The sequence below is a fragment of the Planococcus sp. CPCC 101016 genome (assembly GCF_007859295.1).
GTDB lineage: Bacteria > Bacillota > Bacilli > Bacillales_A > Planococcaceae > Planococcus.
Genome location: NZ_VOHB01000009.1, coordinates 1 through 16,627 on the forward strand (window position 1 = coordinate 1; position 16,627 = coordinate 16,627).

15 protein-coding genes and 1 rRNA gene are annotated in these 16,627 nt (G+C 43.2%); 15 read left to right on the forward strand and 1 reads right to left on the reverse strand.

The window, feature by feature from the left end; genetic code table 11:
- The first annotated feature begins 9 nt into the window (after nt 1-9).
- The 12 genes from rrf to rsmI all read left to right on the forward strand — a co-directional run bounded on the left by rrf (nt 10) and on the right by rsmI (nt 11,188).
- A 5S ribosomal RNA gene (rrf, locus tag FQV26_RS18280) occupies nt 10-125 on the forward strand.
- A gap of 159 nt (nt 126-284) precedes the next feature.
- Nucleotides 285-1,721, forward strand: coding sequence for an aminotransferase class I/II-fold pyridoxal phosphate-dependent enzyme (locus FQV26_RS18285; RefSeq protein ID WP_146559482.1), 1,437 nt, complete (start codon nt 285-287; stop codon nt 1,719-1,721).
- Nucleotides 1,722-1,779: 58 nt separating this feature from the next.
- Nucleotides 1,780-3,306 carry an exopolyphosphatase gene (gene ppx, locus FQV26_RS18290; protein WP_146559485.1) on the forward strand — a complete coding sequence of 509 codons (1,527 nt, stop codon included), beginning with the start codon at nt 1,780-1,782 and terminating at the stop codon, nt 3,304-3,306.
- Nucleotides 3,307-3,580: 274 nt separating this feature from the next.
- Nucleotides 3,581-5,692 carry an RNA degradosome polyphosphate kinase gene (locus FQV26_RS18295; RefSeq protein WP_146559488.1) on the forward strand — a complete coding sequence of 704 codons (2,112 nt, stop codon included), beginning with the start codon at nt 3,581-3,583 and terminating at the stop codon, nt 5,690-5,692.
- Nucleotides 5,693-5,832: 140 nt separating this feature from the next.
- Complete coding sequence (gene tmk / locus FQV26_RS18300; RefSeq protein ID WP_146559490.1) at nt 5,833-6,483, forward strand: dTMP kinase; 651 nt, start codon at nt 5,833-5,835, stop codon at nt 6,481-6,483.
- A gap of 117 nt (nt 6,484-6,600) precedes the next feature.
- Nucleotides 6,601-6,930 carry a cyclic-di-AMP receptor gene (locus FQV26_RS18305; protein ID WP_146559492.1) on the forward strand — a complete coding sequence of 110 codons (330 nt, stop codon included), beginning with the start codon at nt 6,601-6,603 and terminating at the stop codon, nt 6,928-6,930.
- Between the two features lie 123 nt (nt 6,931-7,053).
- Nucleotides 7,054-8,046 carry a DNA polymerase III subunit delta' gene (gene holB / locus FQV26_RS18310; protein ID WP_146559494.1) on the forward strand — a complete coding sequence of 331 codons (993 nt, stop codon included), beginning with the start codon at nt 7,054-7,056 and terminating at the stop codon, nt 8,044-8,046.
- 3 nt (nt 8,047-8,049) lie between these two features.
- The gene (locus FQV26_RS18315) at nt 8,050-8,862 is read left to right on the forward strand and encodes a PSP1 domain-containing protein (RefSeq protein WP_146559496.1); all 813 of its coding nucleotides are present in this window, start codon (nt 8,050-8,052) and stop codon (nt 8,860-8,862) included.
- Between the two features lie 10 nt (nt 8,863-8,872).
- A complete protein-coding gene (yabA, locus tag FQV26_RS18320) occupies nt 8,873-9,232 on the forward strand; it encodes a DNA replication initiation control protein YabA (protein ID WP_006830743.1) in 360 nt (119 codons plus the stop codon).
- 96 nt (nt 9,233-9,328) lie between these two features.
- Entirely contained in the window at nt 9,329-10,066 is a 738-nt protein-coding gene (locus FQV26_RS18325; protein WP_146559498.1) for a tRNA1(Val) (adenine(37)-N6)-methyltransferase, read from the forward strand.
- The gene (locus FQV26_RS18330; RefSeq protein ID WP_146559500.1) at nt 10,053-10,322 is read left to right on the forward strand and encodes a GIY-YIG nuclease family protein; all 270 of its coding nucleotides are present in this window, start codon (nt 10,053-10,055) and stop codon (nt 10,320-10,322) included. The genes FQV26_RS18325 and FQV26_RS18330 overlap by 14 nt, the downstream gene beginning before the upstream one ends.
- Entirely contained in the window at nt 10,319-11,188 is an 870-nt protein-coding gene (gene rsmI / locus FQV26_RS18335; protein ID WP_146559502.1) for a 16S rRNA (cytidine(1402)-2'-O)-methyltransferase, read from the forward strand. The genes FQV26_RS18330 and rsmI overlap by 4 nt, the downstream gene beginning before the upstream one ends.
- Before the next feature lie 363 nt (nt 11,189-11,551).
- Here the strand turns inward: rsmI and FQV26_RS18340 are convergent, their stop codons facing one another.
- Nucleotides 11,552-11,830 carry a transition state genes transcriptional regulator AbrB gene (locus FQV26_RS18340; RefSeq protein WP_142830607.1) on the reverse strand — a complete coding sequence of 93 codons (279 nt, stop codon included), beginning with the start codon at nt 11,828-11,830 and terminating at the stop codon, nt 11,552-11,554.
- 335 nt (nt 11,831-12,165) lie between these two features.
- On the opposite strand from FQV26_RS18340, the gene metG reads away from it, so the two are divergent.
- The 3 genes from metG to FQV26_RS18355 all read left to right on the forward strand — a co-directional run bounded on the left by metG (nt 12,166) and on the right by FQV26_RS18355 (nt 16,563).
- Nucleotides 12,166-14,124 (forward strand): methionine--tRNA ligase, encoded by a 1,959-nt coding sequence (gene metG / locus FQV26_RS18345; protein ID WP_146559504.1) that lies wholly within the window; start codon nt 12,166-12,168, stop codon nt 14,122-14,124.
- Nucleotides 14,125-14,326: 202 nt separating this feature from the next.
- Entirely contained in the window at nt 14,327-15,109 is a 783-nt protein-coding gene (locus FQV26_RS18350; protein WP_146559506.1) for a TatD family hydrolase, read from the forward strand.
- A 71-nt stretch (nt 15,110-15,180) separates the two neighbouring features.
- Nucleotides 15,181-16,563 carry a G5 and 3D domain-containing protein gene (locus tag FQV26_RS18355; protein WP_146559508.1) on the forward strand — a complete coding sequence of 461 codons (1,383 nt, stop codon included), beginning with the start codon at nt 15,181-15,183 and terminating at the stop codon, nt 16,561-16,563.
- The last annotated feature ends 64 nt before the right edge of the window (nt 16,564-16,627 follow it).

Sequence of the window (16,627 nt, forward strand, 5' to 3'; positions counted from 1 at the left end):
AAAAAATAGTCCAGTGATGATGGCAAAGAGGCCACACCCGTTCCCATCCCGAACACGGCAGTTAAGCTCTTTTGCGCTGATGGTAGTTGGGGGTCTCCCCCTGTGAGAGTAGGACGTCGCTGGGCATAGAAAAGAAGTCGTTACCGATTCCGGTAACGGCTTTTTTGTTTTGAAAAAATAGTGGAGTGGCTTGGAATATTCCTTCCATTTCTGTTTCCGATCCGCTGTTGTCGATGGGAATTGTTATAATGGAGTTAAATCAATCAATGTGAGGATGGAAATTTATGACGCAACGACGTCCGATTGTGGATGCATTAATACAATTTCAAAACAGACAGCCCATCTCTTTTCATGTACCAGGGCATAAAAATGGAATTCTGTCAGGATTGCCACCAGAAATTCAATCTGCACTTCGTTACGATTTGACGGAACTGTCAGGTCTGGATGATCTTCATTATCCTGAAGAAACAATTAAAGATGCCCAGGTTTTATTGGCGGAGGCTTATGGTGCGAAAGAAAGCTTTCTATTGGTCAATGGTTCGACTGTAGGAAACTTAGCGATGATTCATGGAGTGTGTAAAGAAGGGGACACCGTTATTGTTCAGCGCAATTCGCATAAATCAATTTTCCATGCGCTGGAGCTTGCACACGTACGTCCTGTTTACGTTTCACCGCAATGGGATGAGGAATCCATGACAGCGGCTGCGGTGTCTCTTTATGCAGTCCAGGAAGCGATAAAGGCCTATCCAGAAGCGAAAGCAGTGGTGCTGACATATCCCAACTACTATGGCATGGCATCCCGCGAACTTGCTGCAATCATATCCTTGTGCCATGAAAATGACATGGTTGTTTTGGTGGATGAAGCGCATGGCGCCCATTTTCAGGCTGGGAATCCGTTTCCGGTTTCTTCTTTGACGCTTGGTGCGGATGTAGTGGTGCAGTCAGCGCATAAAACCTTGCCGGCAATGACGATGGGTTCATTTTTACATATTGGCAGTAACCGCGTCAGCGCCAAAAAAATTCAAAAATATTTGCGGATGCTTCAATCAAGCAGCCCATCTTATTTGATTTTAGCTTCTTTGGATGATGCCCGAGCTTATCTTCAAAATTATTCGCAGCCTGATATTCGGATGTTCATGGAAAAGCGTGAGCGTTTTCTTAGCAGCTTGCGAATGATTCCGCATGTCAAGGTAATGGAATCAGATGATCCGCTGAAAATCATGTTGAGGGTCGATTATCATAGTGGCTATCAGCTTAAACAAAAGCTGGAAGAGACGGGCATTGAAGTAGAATTGGCTGATGCTTTCCAGGTGCTGTTAATTTTGCCTCTGTTAAAGCAATGGCATGCTTATCCATTTGCTGAAATCCGCAGCCGTTTGAAAGAAGCTGTATTAATGCTTGAAAGGGAAGAAAGAAAAGAGACAAAGCTTGTGGTGACAAAGCTGCTTGATGTGACAGTTCCTGAATTGTCTTTTGAGGAAATTGATTTGGCCGATCAGGAATGGGTTTCTTACACACAAGTCATTGGGCGAATTGCTGCGGGGATGGTGGTTCCGTATCCACCGGGTATTCCGCTCGTAGTGGCAGGTGAGAAGTGGACATTGACGAAAGTGGAGGAACTGATGAATTACCTTGCTTCAAATGCCCAGATCCAAGGAGACCATCGACTTGACTCTAAGCAATTGCCGGTGCTGCAACAAGGAACAGCAGAGACTAACTAACGCATAAAGAGGGTATACTGTAACATCATTTAATTGGAACAGAATGTGGGGGATTTTCATGGAGCAGGAAAAGTATGCAATCATTGATATCGGTTCGAATACCATCCGGCTTGTCATCTATACACGAGATAAGAGCGGACGTTTTACTGAAAGTGAGAACGTCAAGGCAGTAGCCCGTCTCCGGAATTATCTGAACGCAGATAATAGATTGGAGCCGGAAGGCATAGACATCCTTGTTAAAACTCTAAAGAGTTTTCAAGAAGTCACTCGACATCACCAGCTAAAAGACATTAAATCCGTTGCTACAGCTGCTGTCCGCCAAGCTGAAAATCAAGACGAAATCATGGCTGCGGTAGAGAAGGAGACGGATTTCACGATACGCATCTTATCTGAATTCGAAGAAGCGAATTATGGCTATCTGGCAGTCGTCAATTCAACGCCATTTACTAGTGGAATTACGGTCGATATTGGTGGGGGCAGTACAGAAATTACGTATTTCAATAACCGTCAGCTGATCTATTTCTATAGTTTTCCGTTTGGTGCATTGTCTTTGAAACAACAGTTTATCAAAGGAGACACGCCAACTAAAGGGGAGTTACGCGAGCTGCGGTCATTTTTGAAAGAACAATTCAATCAGTTGGAATGGCTTGCTGATAAACGCCTGCCCTTGATCGGCATTGGGGGAAGTGCACGGAATATGGCCCAAATCCACCAGGAACATATCGAATATCCTTTATCTGGAGTTCACCAGTACATGATGAGCAAAGATGATGTAGAAGAAATCAACGATTTGTTGAAATCGATGGATTTTTCGGAGCTGCAAAGACTGGAAGGGCTGTCAAAAGATCGAGCGGATATCATCATTCCTGCTGTTGAAGTTTTTCGTTATTTGATGGAATTAATTGATACAGAAAAATTTGCCCTCAGCAGAAAAGGTTTAAGAGATGGCGTTTTCTATGAAGAGACGACTAAAGCCTTTGATTTAGCGGTATTTCCAAATGTTGTAGAAGAAAGTTTCCATGAACTGGCCATTGACTATGATATCAATTTGACCCATGCATTCCATGTCAGCAACAGTGCATTGCTGATTTCAAAAGAGTTGGAAGAAGTGGGTCTGTTGTCGCTGGAAGAGCAGGATTATAAGCGGTTGAAGCTGAGCAGTGCCCTCTATAATTTAGGCAGCTATATTGATTCGGAGTCCAGCCACCAACATACATTCTATCTATTAGGCAATCGGACCATTGATGGTCTGCTCCATAAAGAACGGGTCATTGTTGCATTGATGGCCTCGTTTAAGAATAAAGAAATCTTTAAGCGCAATGTCGCTCTGTATGAAGAATGGTTCGATAAAGATGAATTGGCAAAATACAGCCTGCTAGGAGCCATTATTAAGCTGGCTTATAGCTTGAATGCTACAAAACGAGATATCGTGGAAACCATTGAGTTAGAAGAAAAAGGAGATACGCTTATTTTTTCTGTTCAATGCCGTGAAGATTGGAAGCCCGAGCAATATCAGGTAGAAAAACAGAAAAAACATTTAGAAAAACAACTAAAGAAATCGATTGATTTTAAATTTTACAAATAATTAACAATTCGAAGGCCTCATTCAGCTTTTTTCATCGGTGGATAATGATACGATAAAGAGAAACTTCACTTTGTGATAGTTTTTTCATTCTCTACTTATGAAAGCGGAAAACAGGCTAAGAAAAGCACGTGTTGCGGCGATGTCTATGCAATCGATTTTTGTTGGACTGATTGACTGTTACGGTCTTGGGTTTTCTGTATGTAGAGCCGGGTTCGTTGCTTGCCGCTGAAGTGAGGCAGATAGAATGGATTATAAGTAAAAGGTGGAGTCGAAATTGGAGACAGTGAAAAAGAAGAGTGTAGAACTTAGCGATCCTGCTTACTACAATAACCGCGAATTGAGCTGGCTTGCTTTTAATGAACGCGTACTGCAGGAAGCAATGGACAAACGCAACCCTCTATTGGAACGGTTTAAGTTTTTGTCGATTTTCAGCTCTAATTTAGACGAGTTTTTCATGGTCCGTGTCGCCGGGCTGCAGGATCAGGTAAAGGTTGGATTTACCAAACCCGAGAACAAAGCGGGGATGACTCCAAAGCAGCAATTAAATGAAATTGCGATGAAGACACATCGGTTAGTGGATTTGCAGTACGAGACTTTGCAAAAGAATTTATTGCCAAAGCTTCAAAAAGAGCATGTGGAATTCGTTAAGACGCCGGATTTGAATGCGGATCAACTAGCTGTATTGGAAACGTATTTTGAAGAGCATATCTTTCCTGTTCTTACACCGATGGCCATTGACGCATATCGGCCATTTCCGATGCTGCTGAATAAAAGCATCAATTTGGCGGTGGTGTTGGAAGATGAAGAGGAGCAGGCTGAAGAAGGACAAAAAATTGCTATTGTTCAGGTTCCTTCTGTGCTGGAGCGATTTGTTCGTCTCGAATCAAAAAAGGGCAGCCACAAACTGGTGTTACTGGAAGATGTGATTAGTCTCTTCATCCGTAAGCTTTTTCATGGCTTCAATGTGATTTCGGTATCTGTATTCCGGATTACACGCAATGCCGATATGACCATCCATGAGGAAGGCGCGCGCGATTTGCTGAAGGAGATTGAAGAGGAACTCCGGAAACGAAAATGGGGAGCGGCTGTCCGTTTGGAAATCCAGCAGCCTGGATTCGATCCGGCTATTTTGGATTACCTGACCGATGAATTGGAGGTCCACAAAAAGGACGTTTATGCAATTGAAGGGTTTTTGGATTTAACGGTATTTTTTAGTTTTTATAAAAAAATGGCGCCGGTATGGGAGCATCTGGTTTTTGAGGGGAAAGTATCGCAACTGCCGGCAGGGATGGAAACGGGTAAGCAAATTTTTCAAAAGGTCAGTGAACAGGATGCCTTTCTGCATCATCCATACGAATCATTTGAGCCCGTTGTCCAGTTTATCTCAGAGGCAGCTGATGATCCCGATGTATTGGCCATTAAACAGACTCTTTACCGCGTCAGCGGAGATTCCCCAGTCATTAAAGCCTTAAAAAGAGCAGCAGAGAATGGCAAACAGGTCACAGTGCTGGTTGAATTGAAGGCCCGTTTCGATGAAGAAAATAATGTCCAATGGGCGAAAGAGCTGGAAAAAGCTGGCTGCCATGTAATCTACGGGATGACCCATTTGAAGACGCATAGCAAAATCACTTTGGTGGTGCGGAAAAAAGAAGACAAGATTGAGCGCTTCGTCCATTTGGGTACAGGCAATTATAATGACCAGACGGCTAAAATCTATACAGATATGAGTTTATTCACTTCTAAACGACATTTTGGCATCGACGCCACTAATTTTTTCAACTACTTGAGCGGCTATACTGAAAAGCCGGAATTCCATTACTTATCAGTGGCACCTTTTACAATCCGGACTGATATTATTGACTTGGTGGATGCTGAAATCCGTTTTCAGAAAAAGCATGGCAATGGCCGAATCGTTGCAAAGATGAACTCATTGACAGACAAGGTCATTATCATGAAATTATATGAAGCTTCAAATGCTGGAGTCAAAGTGGATTTAATCGTCAGAGGAATTTGCTGTTTGCGGCCGGGCATCCCGGGAGTCAGTGAAAATATCCAAGTACGGAGTATTGTGGGCAGCCTGTTGGAACATAGCCGCGTCTATCTATTCAACCACAATGGCAAAAGAAAGACCTTTTTGTCTTCAGCGGATATGATGACTCGGAACTTGAACAACCGCATCGAAATACTATTTCCTATTGTGGATGAAGAAATTAAAGAACAAGTTAAAAGCATACTCGAATTAGGACTTGCCGATAATGTCAAAGCGAGGCAGCAAGATGAGACTGGGGTCTATCATTACGTATCGCGAAAAAATGATGAGCCGGCAATTGACAGCCAAATGGAGCTGTTCCGTCGGGCTTATCAAGTAGCGGAAGACGAGGAATAACCAGGAAACCGTTCATTTCCTTATAGAGATGAACGGTTTTTTTATATGCTCACTATAAAACGAGAGCCATTTCGTGTATAGTATAAAGAGTTTGAAACAGTAGATTATGATTAATTTCATGGAATAAGGTGAGCCGTAAAATGAGTTATTTAATCAATCTGGAAGGCGGAGAAGGATCGGGAAAGTCTACGGTTCTAAAGATGCTGTCAGATGCGTTAGAAGAAAAAGGATTTTCAGTAGTCTGCACGCGTGAGCCCGGTGGCATCGATATTGCCGAACAAATCCGCAATGTGATTTTGGACCGTGAAAACACAGCGATGGATGCCCGGACAGAAGCTTTGTTATATGCTGCCGCTAGAAGACAGCATTTAGTTGAAAAAATCATTCCGGCACTTGAAGCGGGAAGCATCGTCTTGTGTGACCGTTACATTGATTCAAGCCTGGCTTACCAGGGATATGCACGAGGACTTGGGATAGAAGAGATATTTTCCATTAATAAGTTTGCCATCGACGATTATATGCCGGACCTGACTCTGTATTTTGATGTGAATCCAAAAGTTGGCTTGGCCCGCATTGAAAAGGACATAGACCGGGAAATCAACCGGTTGGATGTCGAGTCAATGAAGTTTCATTATAAAGTGAGAGAAGGCTATCTTTTGCTGTTAAGCCAAAATCCAGAACGCATCCGCCTAATCAATGCAGAGAATGAACTTGATGTCGTTTTTGCAGATGCATTAGAGACTGCGGTACGATTTATAGAAGAACGGCAAGCCTCAGTTGATCCCTCTTAGGATCAGCTGTTTTTTTAAAAGTCTTTATTTTTTTAAGGAAGCCTGGAAAGATATGCAGCGGATATCTTCGTTCATGTTATACTTATATAGAAGAAAGATAAAAAGGAGTGAGTGCTGATGAAACTCGTAGTAGCAGTTGTACAGGATCAAGATAGTAACCGATTATCCAACGCGTTAACGAAAAATGATTTCCGGGCTACAAAACTTGCCAGTACAGGAGGGTTTTTGCGCTCAGGGAATACGACCTTTTTAATCGGTGTAGAAGATGAGCTCGTACCGAAATTGCTGGACTTGATTCGTGAAAACTGCCGATCTCGTGAACAGATGGTGGCTCCTGTTTCACCAATGGGCGGCAACGCTGACTCGTATATTCCTTATCCCGTGGAGGTTGAAGTAGGCGGAGCAACTATTTTCGTCCTGCCGATCGAACAGTTCCACCATTTTTGATCAACAGTCAAAAGCAAAAATTCCCGTGATAAATCATAAGGTTATACGTTAACCAGTACCATAAATAATACCCGTGCTCCAGTCGGAACACGGGATTTTTTACAAAGTCTGAAGGTGAAATTTATGCAAAAAACGACGGATGAATTTTTAGAAATGCAACCTGTGGTGATGAAGCGGCTGCAAGGCGCCTATGCTAAAGATCGACTGGCGCATGCGTATCTCTTCGAAGGACCCGCGGGCTCGGGTAAAAAAGAAATCACTCATTTTTTCGTCAAGCTTCTGCTATGCGAATCACCCATAGAAAATGTTCCATGTGAAACATGTCGGAGTTGTCAGCTTTACAATTCTGGTAATCACACAAACATTCTTTTCATCGAACCGGATGGTCAAAACATCAAAATTGACCAAATCCGTGAGTTGATTTTCAAGATGAATAAAACGGGTTTAAACACAGGCCGTAAAATATACGTAATCGAGCAGGCGGATCGGATGAATAACTCTTCTGCGAATGCTTTGCTAAAGTTTTTGGAAGAGCCTGAGTTTAATGTTACGGCTATCCTTTTGACAGAGCGCCTTAATGCGCTTATGAGTACAATTCGTTCCCGTTGCCAATTGGTATCGTTTCGGCCGTTATCGCGTCCAAAGCTGATGGAAAAATTGATGGCGGATGGAATGACTGAATCGATGGCAGCGACGGTCAGTATGCTGACCCAAAGTGAGGAAGAAGCCGTTGCTTTGAGTCAGGACGAACAATTTTCCCAAGCCAGAAAAACGGTGTTAAAATTGGTGGAAGTGGCTGGCAGCAATGTTCATGAAGCTCTATTGATGCTTCAAGCGGAGTGGCTGCCGTTATTTAAAGAAAAAGAAGATGCCGAAAGAGGCCTAGACATGTTATTATTTGCATATCGGGACATTGCTTCGGTAAAAGCAGGTCTTGAAACTGCACGAACATATCCAGACATGGAAGAAACTTGGAAGCAGATGGCTCTCCAGCGCTCCTTTACGGTATTGTCCAAGCAGTTGCAGGCTGTTTTACAGGCCAAACAACAATTGCCGCGCAATATGAACCGGACGCTGTTGATGGAGCAGTTAATGCTGAATCTGCAGGAGGGGTAGCAATTGTATAATGTGATAGGTGTCCGTTTTAAAAAAGCGGGTAAAATATATTATTTTGATCCAGGTGAATTGGGAATCGAAAAAGATGATTACGTCATTGTGGAAACAGCAAGAGGCGTAGAATACGGCAAAGTTGTCGTGCCGACGAAAACCGTTGGAGAAAACGACGTAGTCCTGCCTTTAAAGCAGGTGGTACGAGTGGCGACTGACCGCGATCGCCATCAGGTGGAAGAAAACCGTCTGGAAGCAAGTCGTGCTTTTGAAATGGGCACGGATAAAATTGAAGAGCATCGCTTAGATATGAAATTGGTGGATGTCGAATACACCTTCGACCGTAATAAAGTCATTTTTTACTTTACCGCGGAAGGTCGTGTGGATTTCCGGAACTTGGTCAAAGACTTGGCTTCCATTTTCCGTACACGCATTGAACTTCGCCAAATCGGCGTTCGCGATGAAGCCAAAATGCTCGGCGGTATTGGACCCTGTGGCCGTATGCTTTGTTGTTCGACATTTTTAGGCGATTTTGAGCCGGTTTCAATCAAAATGGCGAAAGATCAAAACCTGTCGTTGAACCCTTCGAAAATTTCGGGATTATGCGGCCGTCTAATGTGCTGCTTAAAATACGAGAATGACGAATACGAAACAGCGAAAAAGGAAATGCCGGATGTCGGAACGCGAGTAACGACACCAGACGGTGATGGCCGAGTAGTGGGCATGAACATTCTGGAGCGGTTATTAAAAGTTCGCTTGACTGAGCAGGAACAGACACTTGAATATACATTAGATGAGATAATGAGCCAAGGAACGAGAGCGTGAGGTGGTTTAGTTGAAGGAAAAGAATTTTTTGGACACGGTCATGGAGTTTGAACAACAGCTCCAATCCATGCAGGAACAATTCAGCGAATTAAAAGCTGTAGTGGCACGGACGATGGAAGAACATCATGCGCTGCAATTGGAAAATCACCATTTGCGTGCACGCTTGGATGAATTTCATAAAGCAGTGCCAGAGGTGGCAGCTGTTGATCCTGTGAAATTGAAAAAAGCAGTGATGGATATCGGTGAAGGCTACGATAACTTGGCCCGTTTGTATCACGAAGGCTACCATGTTTGCAACGTACATTTCGGCAGTTCCCGAAAAGGCGATGACTGCTTGTTTTGTTTGTCATTCCTGAATAAACAGAACTGAAAATAGGGCAGCAAAAAGCTGTCTATAAAATGATAAGAGAAAGGCTTCCGACACTCCGTGTGGCGGCAGCCTTTTGTTATGTTAGGAGTTGAATAGATGTTAGTAAATGATGAAAGACTTGACTATTTATTGGCGGAAGATCTGCGGATCATTCAAAGTCCATCGGTATTTTCGTTTTCGTTGGATGCAGTGCTGCTGGCTCGCTTTGCCTACGTTCCATTGAAGCGGGGAACCATCGTCGATCTGTGTACAGGCAACGGAGCGATTCCGCTATTTCTGAGCGCACGGACAGAATCCCGGATCATCGGCGTAGAGCTGCAGGACCGTCTCGCCCATATGGCACGACGAAGCGTAGCTTATAATAAGCTCGAACAGCAGATTGAAATTATTGAAGGCGATGTCAAAAACATGCCGGCGCAGCTGGGGTTTGAAAAATACGATGTGGTGACCTGTAATCCGCCTTATTTTCCGGCACACGAGATGAGCGACAAAAACATTAGTGAGCATATGGCCATTGCGCGGCATGAGCTGCATCTAACACTGGATGAAGCAGTCCAGTCAGCGAGCCAATTGCTGAAGCAAGGCGGAAAAGCGGCATTTGTCCATCGCTCCGGCCGTTTAATCGATATAATTGCGGCAATGCGTTCGAACCGGTTGGAGCCAAAGCGGATCCGCCTGGTTTACCCGAAGGCTGGAAAAGAAGCCAATACCCTCCTGATCGAAGGCATCAAAGACGGCAAACCTGATTTAAAGATCCTGCCGCCCTTGGTTGTATATGGAGAAGATGGGAAATATACCGAAGAAGTGCGGGAATTGCTGTATGGCGACAAATAACCATTATTTTTATGTTTTGGAATGTGCGGATCACTCCTATTATGCGGGCTATACCAACGACCTTGAAAAGCGACTGGCTGCGCACAATGCCGGAAAAGGCGCCAAATACACGCGTGCCAAAGGGCCGTCCAAACTCATTCATCAGGAATGCTATGACACGAAACCGGCAGCGATGAAAGCGGAATATGCTTTTAAGCAATTAACAAAAGCACAAAAAATCCGTTACATTGCTGAAGGAAAGGAGAACGGCAAATGAAATCCCAAAAAAGTTTCCAGCACAAAGAAGCTACCTTGTATCTGGTGGCAACCCCTATAGGCAATCTGGAAGATATGACGATGCGTGCTTTGCGGATTCTAAAAGAAGTGGATATAATTGCGGCAGAAGATACACGAAATACGAAAAACCTCTGCAATTATTTTGATATTCAAACCAAATTGGTCAGTTACCACGAACACAATCAAGAAAGTGGCGGCTTCAAAATTCTATCATACTTGGAAGAAGGCAAGTCAGTCGCTTTAGTCAGTGATGCCGGCATGCCGTGTATTTCCGATCCCGGGGAAGACATCGTCAAACGTGCAGTGGCTGAGAGCTTCCCAGTGGTACCGATTCCCGGCGCCAATGCGGCGCTTAGTGCATTGATTGCCTCCGGCATTTCACCGCAGCCGTTTTTGTTTTACGGATTCCTATCGCGCAATAAAAAAGAACGGCAATCTGAGCTGGAAATCCTGAGTCAGAAAGAAGAAACGATTATTTTCTACGAAGCACCTCATCGCTTGAAGGAAAGCTTGAAAAGTATTCAAAAAGCGGTAGGAAACGACCGGAAAATCACATTGGCACGGGAAGTAACAAAGAAATTTGAAGAATTTCTGAGAGGGACAGTTGAAGAGGCGGCAATATGGGCCGATGAACATGAAATCCGTGGAGAGTTTTGCCTCGTTCTTGAAGGCAATGCCAACCCTGAGCCTGAAGAAAAAGTGAAGTGGTGGGAAAGCCTGTCAATCGAAGAACACGTGGAGCAGCTCATGGAGACCAAAAACCTGACATCAAAAGAAGCCATTAAAGAAGCGGCCATCGAACGCCAGCTGTCGAAGCGAGAAGTATACCAAGCTTATCATACTTAAGAAAAGCGGAAGCGCCCATGTAGATTCGACGGGCATAGGACGCACTGGCGAAGCGGCATGTTTTCAGCCGCATAGCCAGAGTGGCCTATGACCCTAGAATCTGGGTGCTGGAGTCTAGACAATAAAGAAAAGCGGAAGCGCCCATGTAGATTCGCCGGACATAAGACAGACCGGCAAAGCGGCGCTTTTTGCCGCAAAGCCGGGTTGGCTTATGACCCGAAGAGCTGGGCGCTAGAGGCTAGACAATAAGAAAAGCGGAAGCGCCCATGTAGCTCTGACGAGCATAAGAAACTAAAAGAAGAAATAAAAACTCCATTTATTAAGAAAAAAACCAGGATATGTTGATGTCCTGGTTTTTTTGCATTATTTCTTTAAGTTGTTTTGGATTTCTTTTACTAGCATTTCTGCGCCTTCAGAGCTTAAGATCAATTTCCCACCAACTAATTGCATGTTGTCGTCTGAAACTTCCCCTGTAACTGCACACGTCATATTAGGTAAATATTTTTTCAAAATAATTTTATCGTCATCCACGTAGATTTCCAATGCGTCTTTCTCTGCAATTCCCAAAGTCCGGCGCAATTCGATTGGAATTACCACACGTCCTAATTCATCCACTTTACGTACAATACCTGTTGATTTCATAATAATAGTCCTCCTTTTATTTTATCGGATGCATTCGTCAAAATTCGACATTTACCACTTCCTGTCATAAATCATACCAACTACTGGCAATTTGGTCAATAAAAAACTATCGAAAATATAATGAATTTTCATATACTTTGTTAATTTTATTTGATTTTTAATATTAAGCGGCATAAACCTGACTAATTTGTATAATAAGTAAAAAAAATCCATTAAAATTAGAGTCTAATAATGTCGAATCGCTATTTTAGAAGGCATTGTCGAATTGAAAGATTGTACAAAATAGGGGACTTCGTTAAAATAAGAACTATACAAAAAAACTGGAGGAATTTTTCGTGACTGTTAACAAAGAAACGTTTTATCTAACTACCCCGATATATTATCCAAGCGGAAAATTCCATATTGGAACGGCTTATACGACAGTCGCTTCTGATGCGATGGTTCGCTATAAGCGTTTGCGTGGATTTGATGTCCGGTTTTTGACTGGAATGGACGAGCATGGCCAAAAAATTGAGGAAAAAGCGCAAGAAGCGGGTAAAGCGCCACAAGAATTTGTGGATGACATGGCTGCGGCAGCCAAACAAGTTTGGTCAACGATGGATATTACTTATGACGACTTTATCCGGACCACAGAAAAACGCCATAAAGAAGGTGTAGAACGGATTTTCAAAACATTCCTCGACAACGGCGATATCTACAAAGGGGAATACGAAGGCTGGTATTGCACGCCTTGTGAATCGTTCTATACGGAAAATCAATTGGATAATGGCAATTGTCCAGATTGTGGACGTCCGGTCCATAAAGTAAAAGAAGAGTCATATTTCTTCAATATGAAAAAATATGCGGGCCGCCTTTTGGAATACTACGAAAACAATGTAGAATTTATAGAGCCGGAATCACGCAAAAACGAAATGATCAATAATTTCATCAAGCCAGGATTAGAGGATCTTTCAGTTTCACGGACTTCTTTTGACTGGGGAATTCCAGTTCCTGGAGATCCGAAACACGTTATTTACGTGTGGGTCGATGCATTATCAAACTACATTACTTCACTTGGCTACGGTTCAAATGATGAAACTTTGTTCAATAAATATTGGCCGGCTGACGTTCACGTAGTTGGGAAAGACATTGTCCGTTTCCACACGATCTATTGGCCAATTTTCCTTATGGCATTAGATCTGCCATTACCGAAAAAGGTTTTTGCTCATGGTTTCATCATGATGAAAGACGGCAAGATGTCGAAATCCAAAGGCAATGTGGTGTATCCGGAAATGCTCGTTGAGCGATATGGCTTGGACGCAACACGTTATTTCCTATTGCGTGAATTGCCGTTCGGTTCTGATGGTGTCTTTTCACCGGAATCGTTTGTTGAACGGACCAATTTTGATTTGGCTAATGATCTTGGAAATCTATTGAATCGTACCGTCTCGATGATCAATAAATACTTTGATGGTACGATCCCGCAAATCAATGGGCTGCAAACCGAATTTGATGGTCCGTTGCAGCGTGTAGCCGAACAGACAGTGAAAATCTACGAGCAGCATATGGAAAGAATGCAATTCAGCATTGTACTTAGTGAAGTCTGGACATTGATTTCGCGCACGAATAAATACATTGATGAAACACAGCCCTGGGTATTGGCAAAAGACGAAAATGCGAAAGAGCAATTGGCGTCTGTTATGGCCCATCTGGCAGAAAGCCTTCGCATGACTGCAGTTATGCTGCAGCCATTCCTGCCGAATGCTCCAAAACAGATTGTTGAACAGCTCGGCTTGACGGACGACTTCCTGGCTTGGGAGACGTTGCAAGGCTTTGGTAAAATCCCTGCTGGAACGCAAGTGGCAGCCAAGGGAACGCCTATCTTCCCACGTCTTGAAGTGGAACCGGAAGTAGCATACATTCGTGATCAAATGAGAGGTGCTGCGGCTCCGGCTGCAGAACAACCGGCAGTCGTAGAAGTTCCGGATGTGCCGGAAATTGCAATTGAAGATTTTGCGAAAGTTGATTTGCGCGTAGCGACGGTAACAGACTGTGAAGCTGTACCGAAAACTTCCAAGTTGCTGAAACTCCAGCTGGATATGGGGTATGAACAGCGGCAAGTTGTCTCGGGAATTGCTGAGCATTACAAACCGGCTGAATTGGTCGGCAAGAAAGTTGTTGTGGTAGCAAACTTGAAACCGGTGAAATTGCGGGGCGAATTGTCTCAAGGAATGATTTTGGCTGGGGAAAAAGACGGTTACTTAACGCTCGCGTCTGTCGCAGAAAAGCTTCCAAATGGATCGAAAATAAAGTAAAGCTATTCAAAAAGACCTGGTTTGACCCACTTGTAAAAAGTGGGTCTTTTTTTGTTTTTGTGGGTTTTACTGCCTAAGATTACAGAAAAATAACCGGTTTTGACGCTGAATTAACATGTTTTGTTACTTAATTGTAATGTTGCTGTGAAGAAAGATACAGGTGTAACCATTAGAATAAAGCTTAATGTGAGGAGAATGATTGATGTTTATCGATACCCATGTACATTTAAATGCAGATCAATATGATGAGGACCTTGTACAAGTCATTGAGCGCGCACGAGAAAATCATGTGGAGAAAATGGTAGTCATCGGCTTCGACCGAAAAACGATCGAACGAGCCATAGAGTTGGCCGAAACCTATGAATTCATCTTCGCAGTAATTGGTTGGCATCCAGTTGATGCCATCGATTGTACTGACGAAGACTTGAAATGGATCGAAGAGCTATCAGCTCATCCGAAAGTGGTAGGAATCGGGGAAACTGGATTGGATTACCACTGGGACAAATCGCCAAAAGAAATACAGCATGAAATATTCCGCAAACAGATTCGGTTAGCAAAAAAAGTGAAACTGCCGATTATCATTCATAATCGTGATGCAACTGAAGATGTCCTAAAAATTCTTAAAGAAGAAAATGCGGAAGAAATTGGCGGAGTCATGCATTGTTTCAGTGGCAGTGTGGAAACGGCACGTCAAAGTATAGACATGAACTTCATGATTTCTCTTGGAGGACCTGTGACGTTCAAAAACGCTAAGAAACCGAAAGAAGTTGCTGAGTTGATTTCACTCGATCATTTAATGATCGAAACGGATGCGCCTTATTTAGCACCGCATCCATATCGTGGGAAACGAAATGAACCTTCGTACGTGCCGCTGGTCGCGGAAGAAATTGCGCGGCTGAAAGGTATTTCGGTGGAAGAGGTCGCAAAAGCAACAACGCAGAACGCTGAAAAGTTTTACAAGCTTTCTCAAAAAAACGGGAATTGAGAAAATCATATCCGTTGACAGGGTAAAAATGAGCCCATATAATCACTCAGGTGAAGAAGGAGGAGATATTTTTGTCAAACGAAGCAAATACTACCAATTCATCAAAATTATTCAAAGGTAAGTCGTTGGCGGTGACAATTGCAACTGTATTGTTGTTCGCAGCGGTTTTGACCTTTGCTATATATGAAGGCACGAAAAACACAGTATCTGTAACAGCAAATGGTGAACAGGAAGAAGTAAGAACACATGCAAAAACAGTAGGAGCATTTTTAGAGGAGCAGGAAATCAAACCTGGAGAACATGATTTTTTAAGCCACTCAACCGAAACACCGATTAACGAAGATTTAGCTCTCGAGTGGGATGCAGCAGAACAATACAATGTAACAGTTGATGGAAAAGCAACTTCTGCTTGGACAACTGAAAATACTGTGTCAGAGATTTTGACAAAAGCAAATATCGAAATTACAAAGCACGATAAAGTATCACCGGCGTTAGAAGAACAAGTAGATGAAGAAACCACGATCTCAGTTGAAAAAGCTTATGAAGTTACTATTCAAGACGGCCTTGAAGAAAAGAAAGTTTGGTCAACTTCGACTACTGTCGCTGACTTTTTAAAACAGCATGAAATCTCTTTGGGCGAACTTGACAGAGTAGAAAACGAAATGGACGAATTGGTCCTTCCGGATTCAAAAGTTAAAGTAGTTCGTGTAGAAAAGGTCACCGATGTAGTCGAGGATTCTGTAAAATATGCAGTAGAAACGAAAAAAGATAACTCACTTCTTAAGGGCAACGAAAAACTTGTCCAAAAAGGCGAGAATGGTGTAGTTGAGAAAACCTACGAAGTCGTTAAAGAAAACGGCAAAGAAGTAAAACGTGATCTTAAAAATGAAAAAGTTGTAAAAGAACCAACAAAACAAGTAACAGCAGTTGGAACGAAAACCGTTGTGGCAAGCGTTTCACGTGGTGCACAAGCTAAAGCACCAGCAAAAGCAGAGTCTGTAAAGCAGGCAGCACCGGCACAAGAAAAACAACAGGCAGCACCTAAGCAAGAAAAAACAGCTGTCAAAACAGCAGCTGTTGAAAAAGCAGCGGAGCCTGCAAAAGCACCCGCCCCGGCGAAAGCGGAACCTGCCAAGGCAGCACCAGTGGAAGAACCATCGGGCGGAAAAGAATTTTATGTTTCAGCAACAGCCTATACAGCGAGCTGCACAGGCTGTTCGGGAATTACTGCTACAGGAATCAACTTGCACAACAACCCGGGTCTTAAAGTGATTGCAGTGGATCCTAGCGTTATTCCATTGGGCTCTAAAGTATGGGTTGAAGGATACGGAAATGCCATCGCAGGTGATACGGGCGGGGCAATCAAAGGAAATAAAATCGATTTGTTTATGGCTAATAAATCCGATGCCCTATCATTCGGGCGCAAACAAGTGAAAGTTAGAATCCTTAACTAATCGAAAGTAAGTTCTATAATAGGCTTTCCCGGGATATTTCCCGGGAAAGCTTTTTACATGTTTA

Excerpts from the sequence above, each read along its gene's own strand:
- FQV26_RS18285 (WP_146559482.1), top strand. The coding sequence starts at position 285 with ATGACGCAACGACGTCCGATTGTGGATGCATTAATACAATTTCAAAAC.
- ppx (WP_146559485.1), top strand. The coding sequence starts at position 1,780 with ATGGAGCAGGAAAAGTATGCAATCATTGATATCGGTTCGAATACCATC.
- tmk (WP_146559490.1), top strand. The coding sequence starts at position 5,833 with ATGAGTTATTTAATCAATCTGGAAGGCGGAGAAGGATCGGGAAAGTCT.
- FQV26_RS18305 (WP_146559492.1), top strand. The coding sequence starts at position 6,601 with ATGAAACTCGTAGTAGCAGTTGTACAGGATCAAGATAGTAACCGATTA.
- holB (WP_146559494.1), top strand. The coding sequence starts at position 7,054 with ATGCAAAAAACGACGGATGAATTTTTAGAAATGCAACCTGTGGTGATG.
- FQV26_RS18325 (WP_146559498.1), top strand. The coding sequence starts at position 9,329 with ATGTTAGTAAATGATGAAAGACTTGACTATTTATTGGCGGAAGATCTG.
- FQV26_RS18330 (WP_146559500.1), top strand. The coding sequence starts at position 10,053 with ATGGCGACAAATAACCATTATTTTTATGTTTTGGAATGTGCGGATCAC.
- rsmI (WP_146559502.1), top strand. The coding sequence starts at position 10,319 with ATGAAATCCCAAAAAAGTTTCCAGCACAAAGAAGCTACCTTGTATCTG.
- FQV26_RS18340 (WP_142830607.1), bottom strand. The coding sequence starts at position 11,830 with ATGAAATCAACAGGTATTGTACGTAAAGTGGATGAATTAGGACGTGTG.
- FQV26_RS18350 (WP_146559506.1), top strand. The coding sequence starts at position 14,327 with ATGTTTATCGATACCCATGTACATTTAAATGCAGATCAATATGATGAG.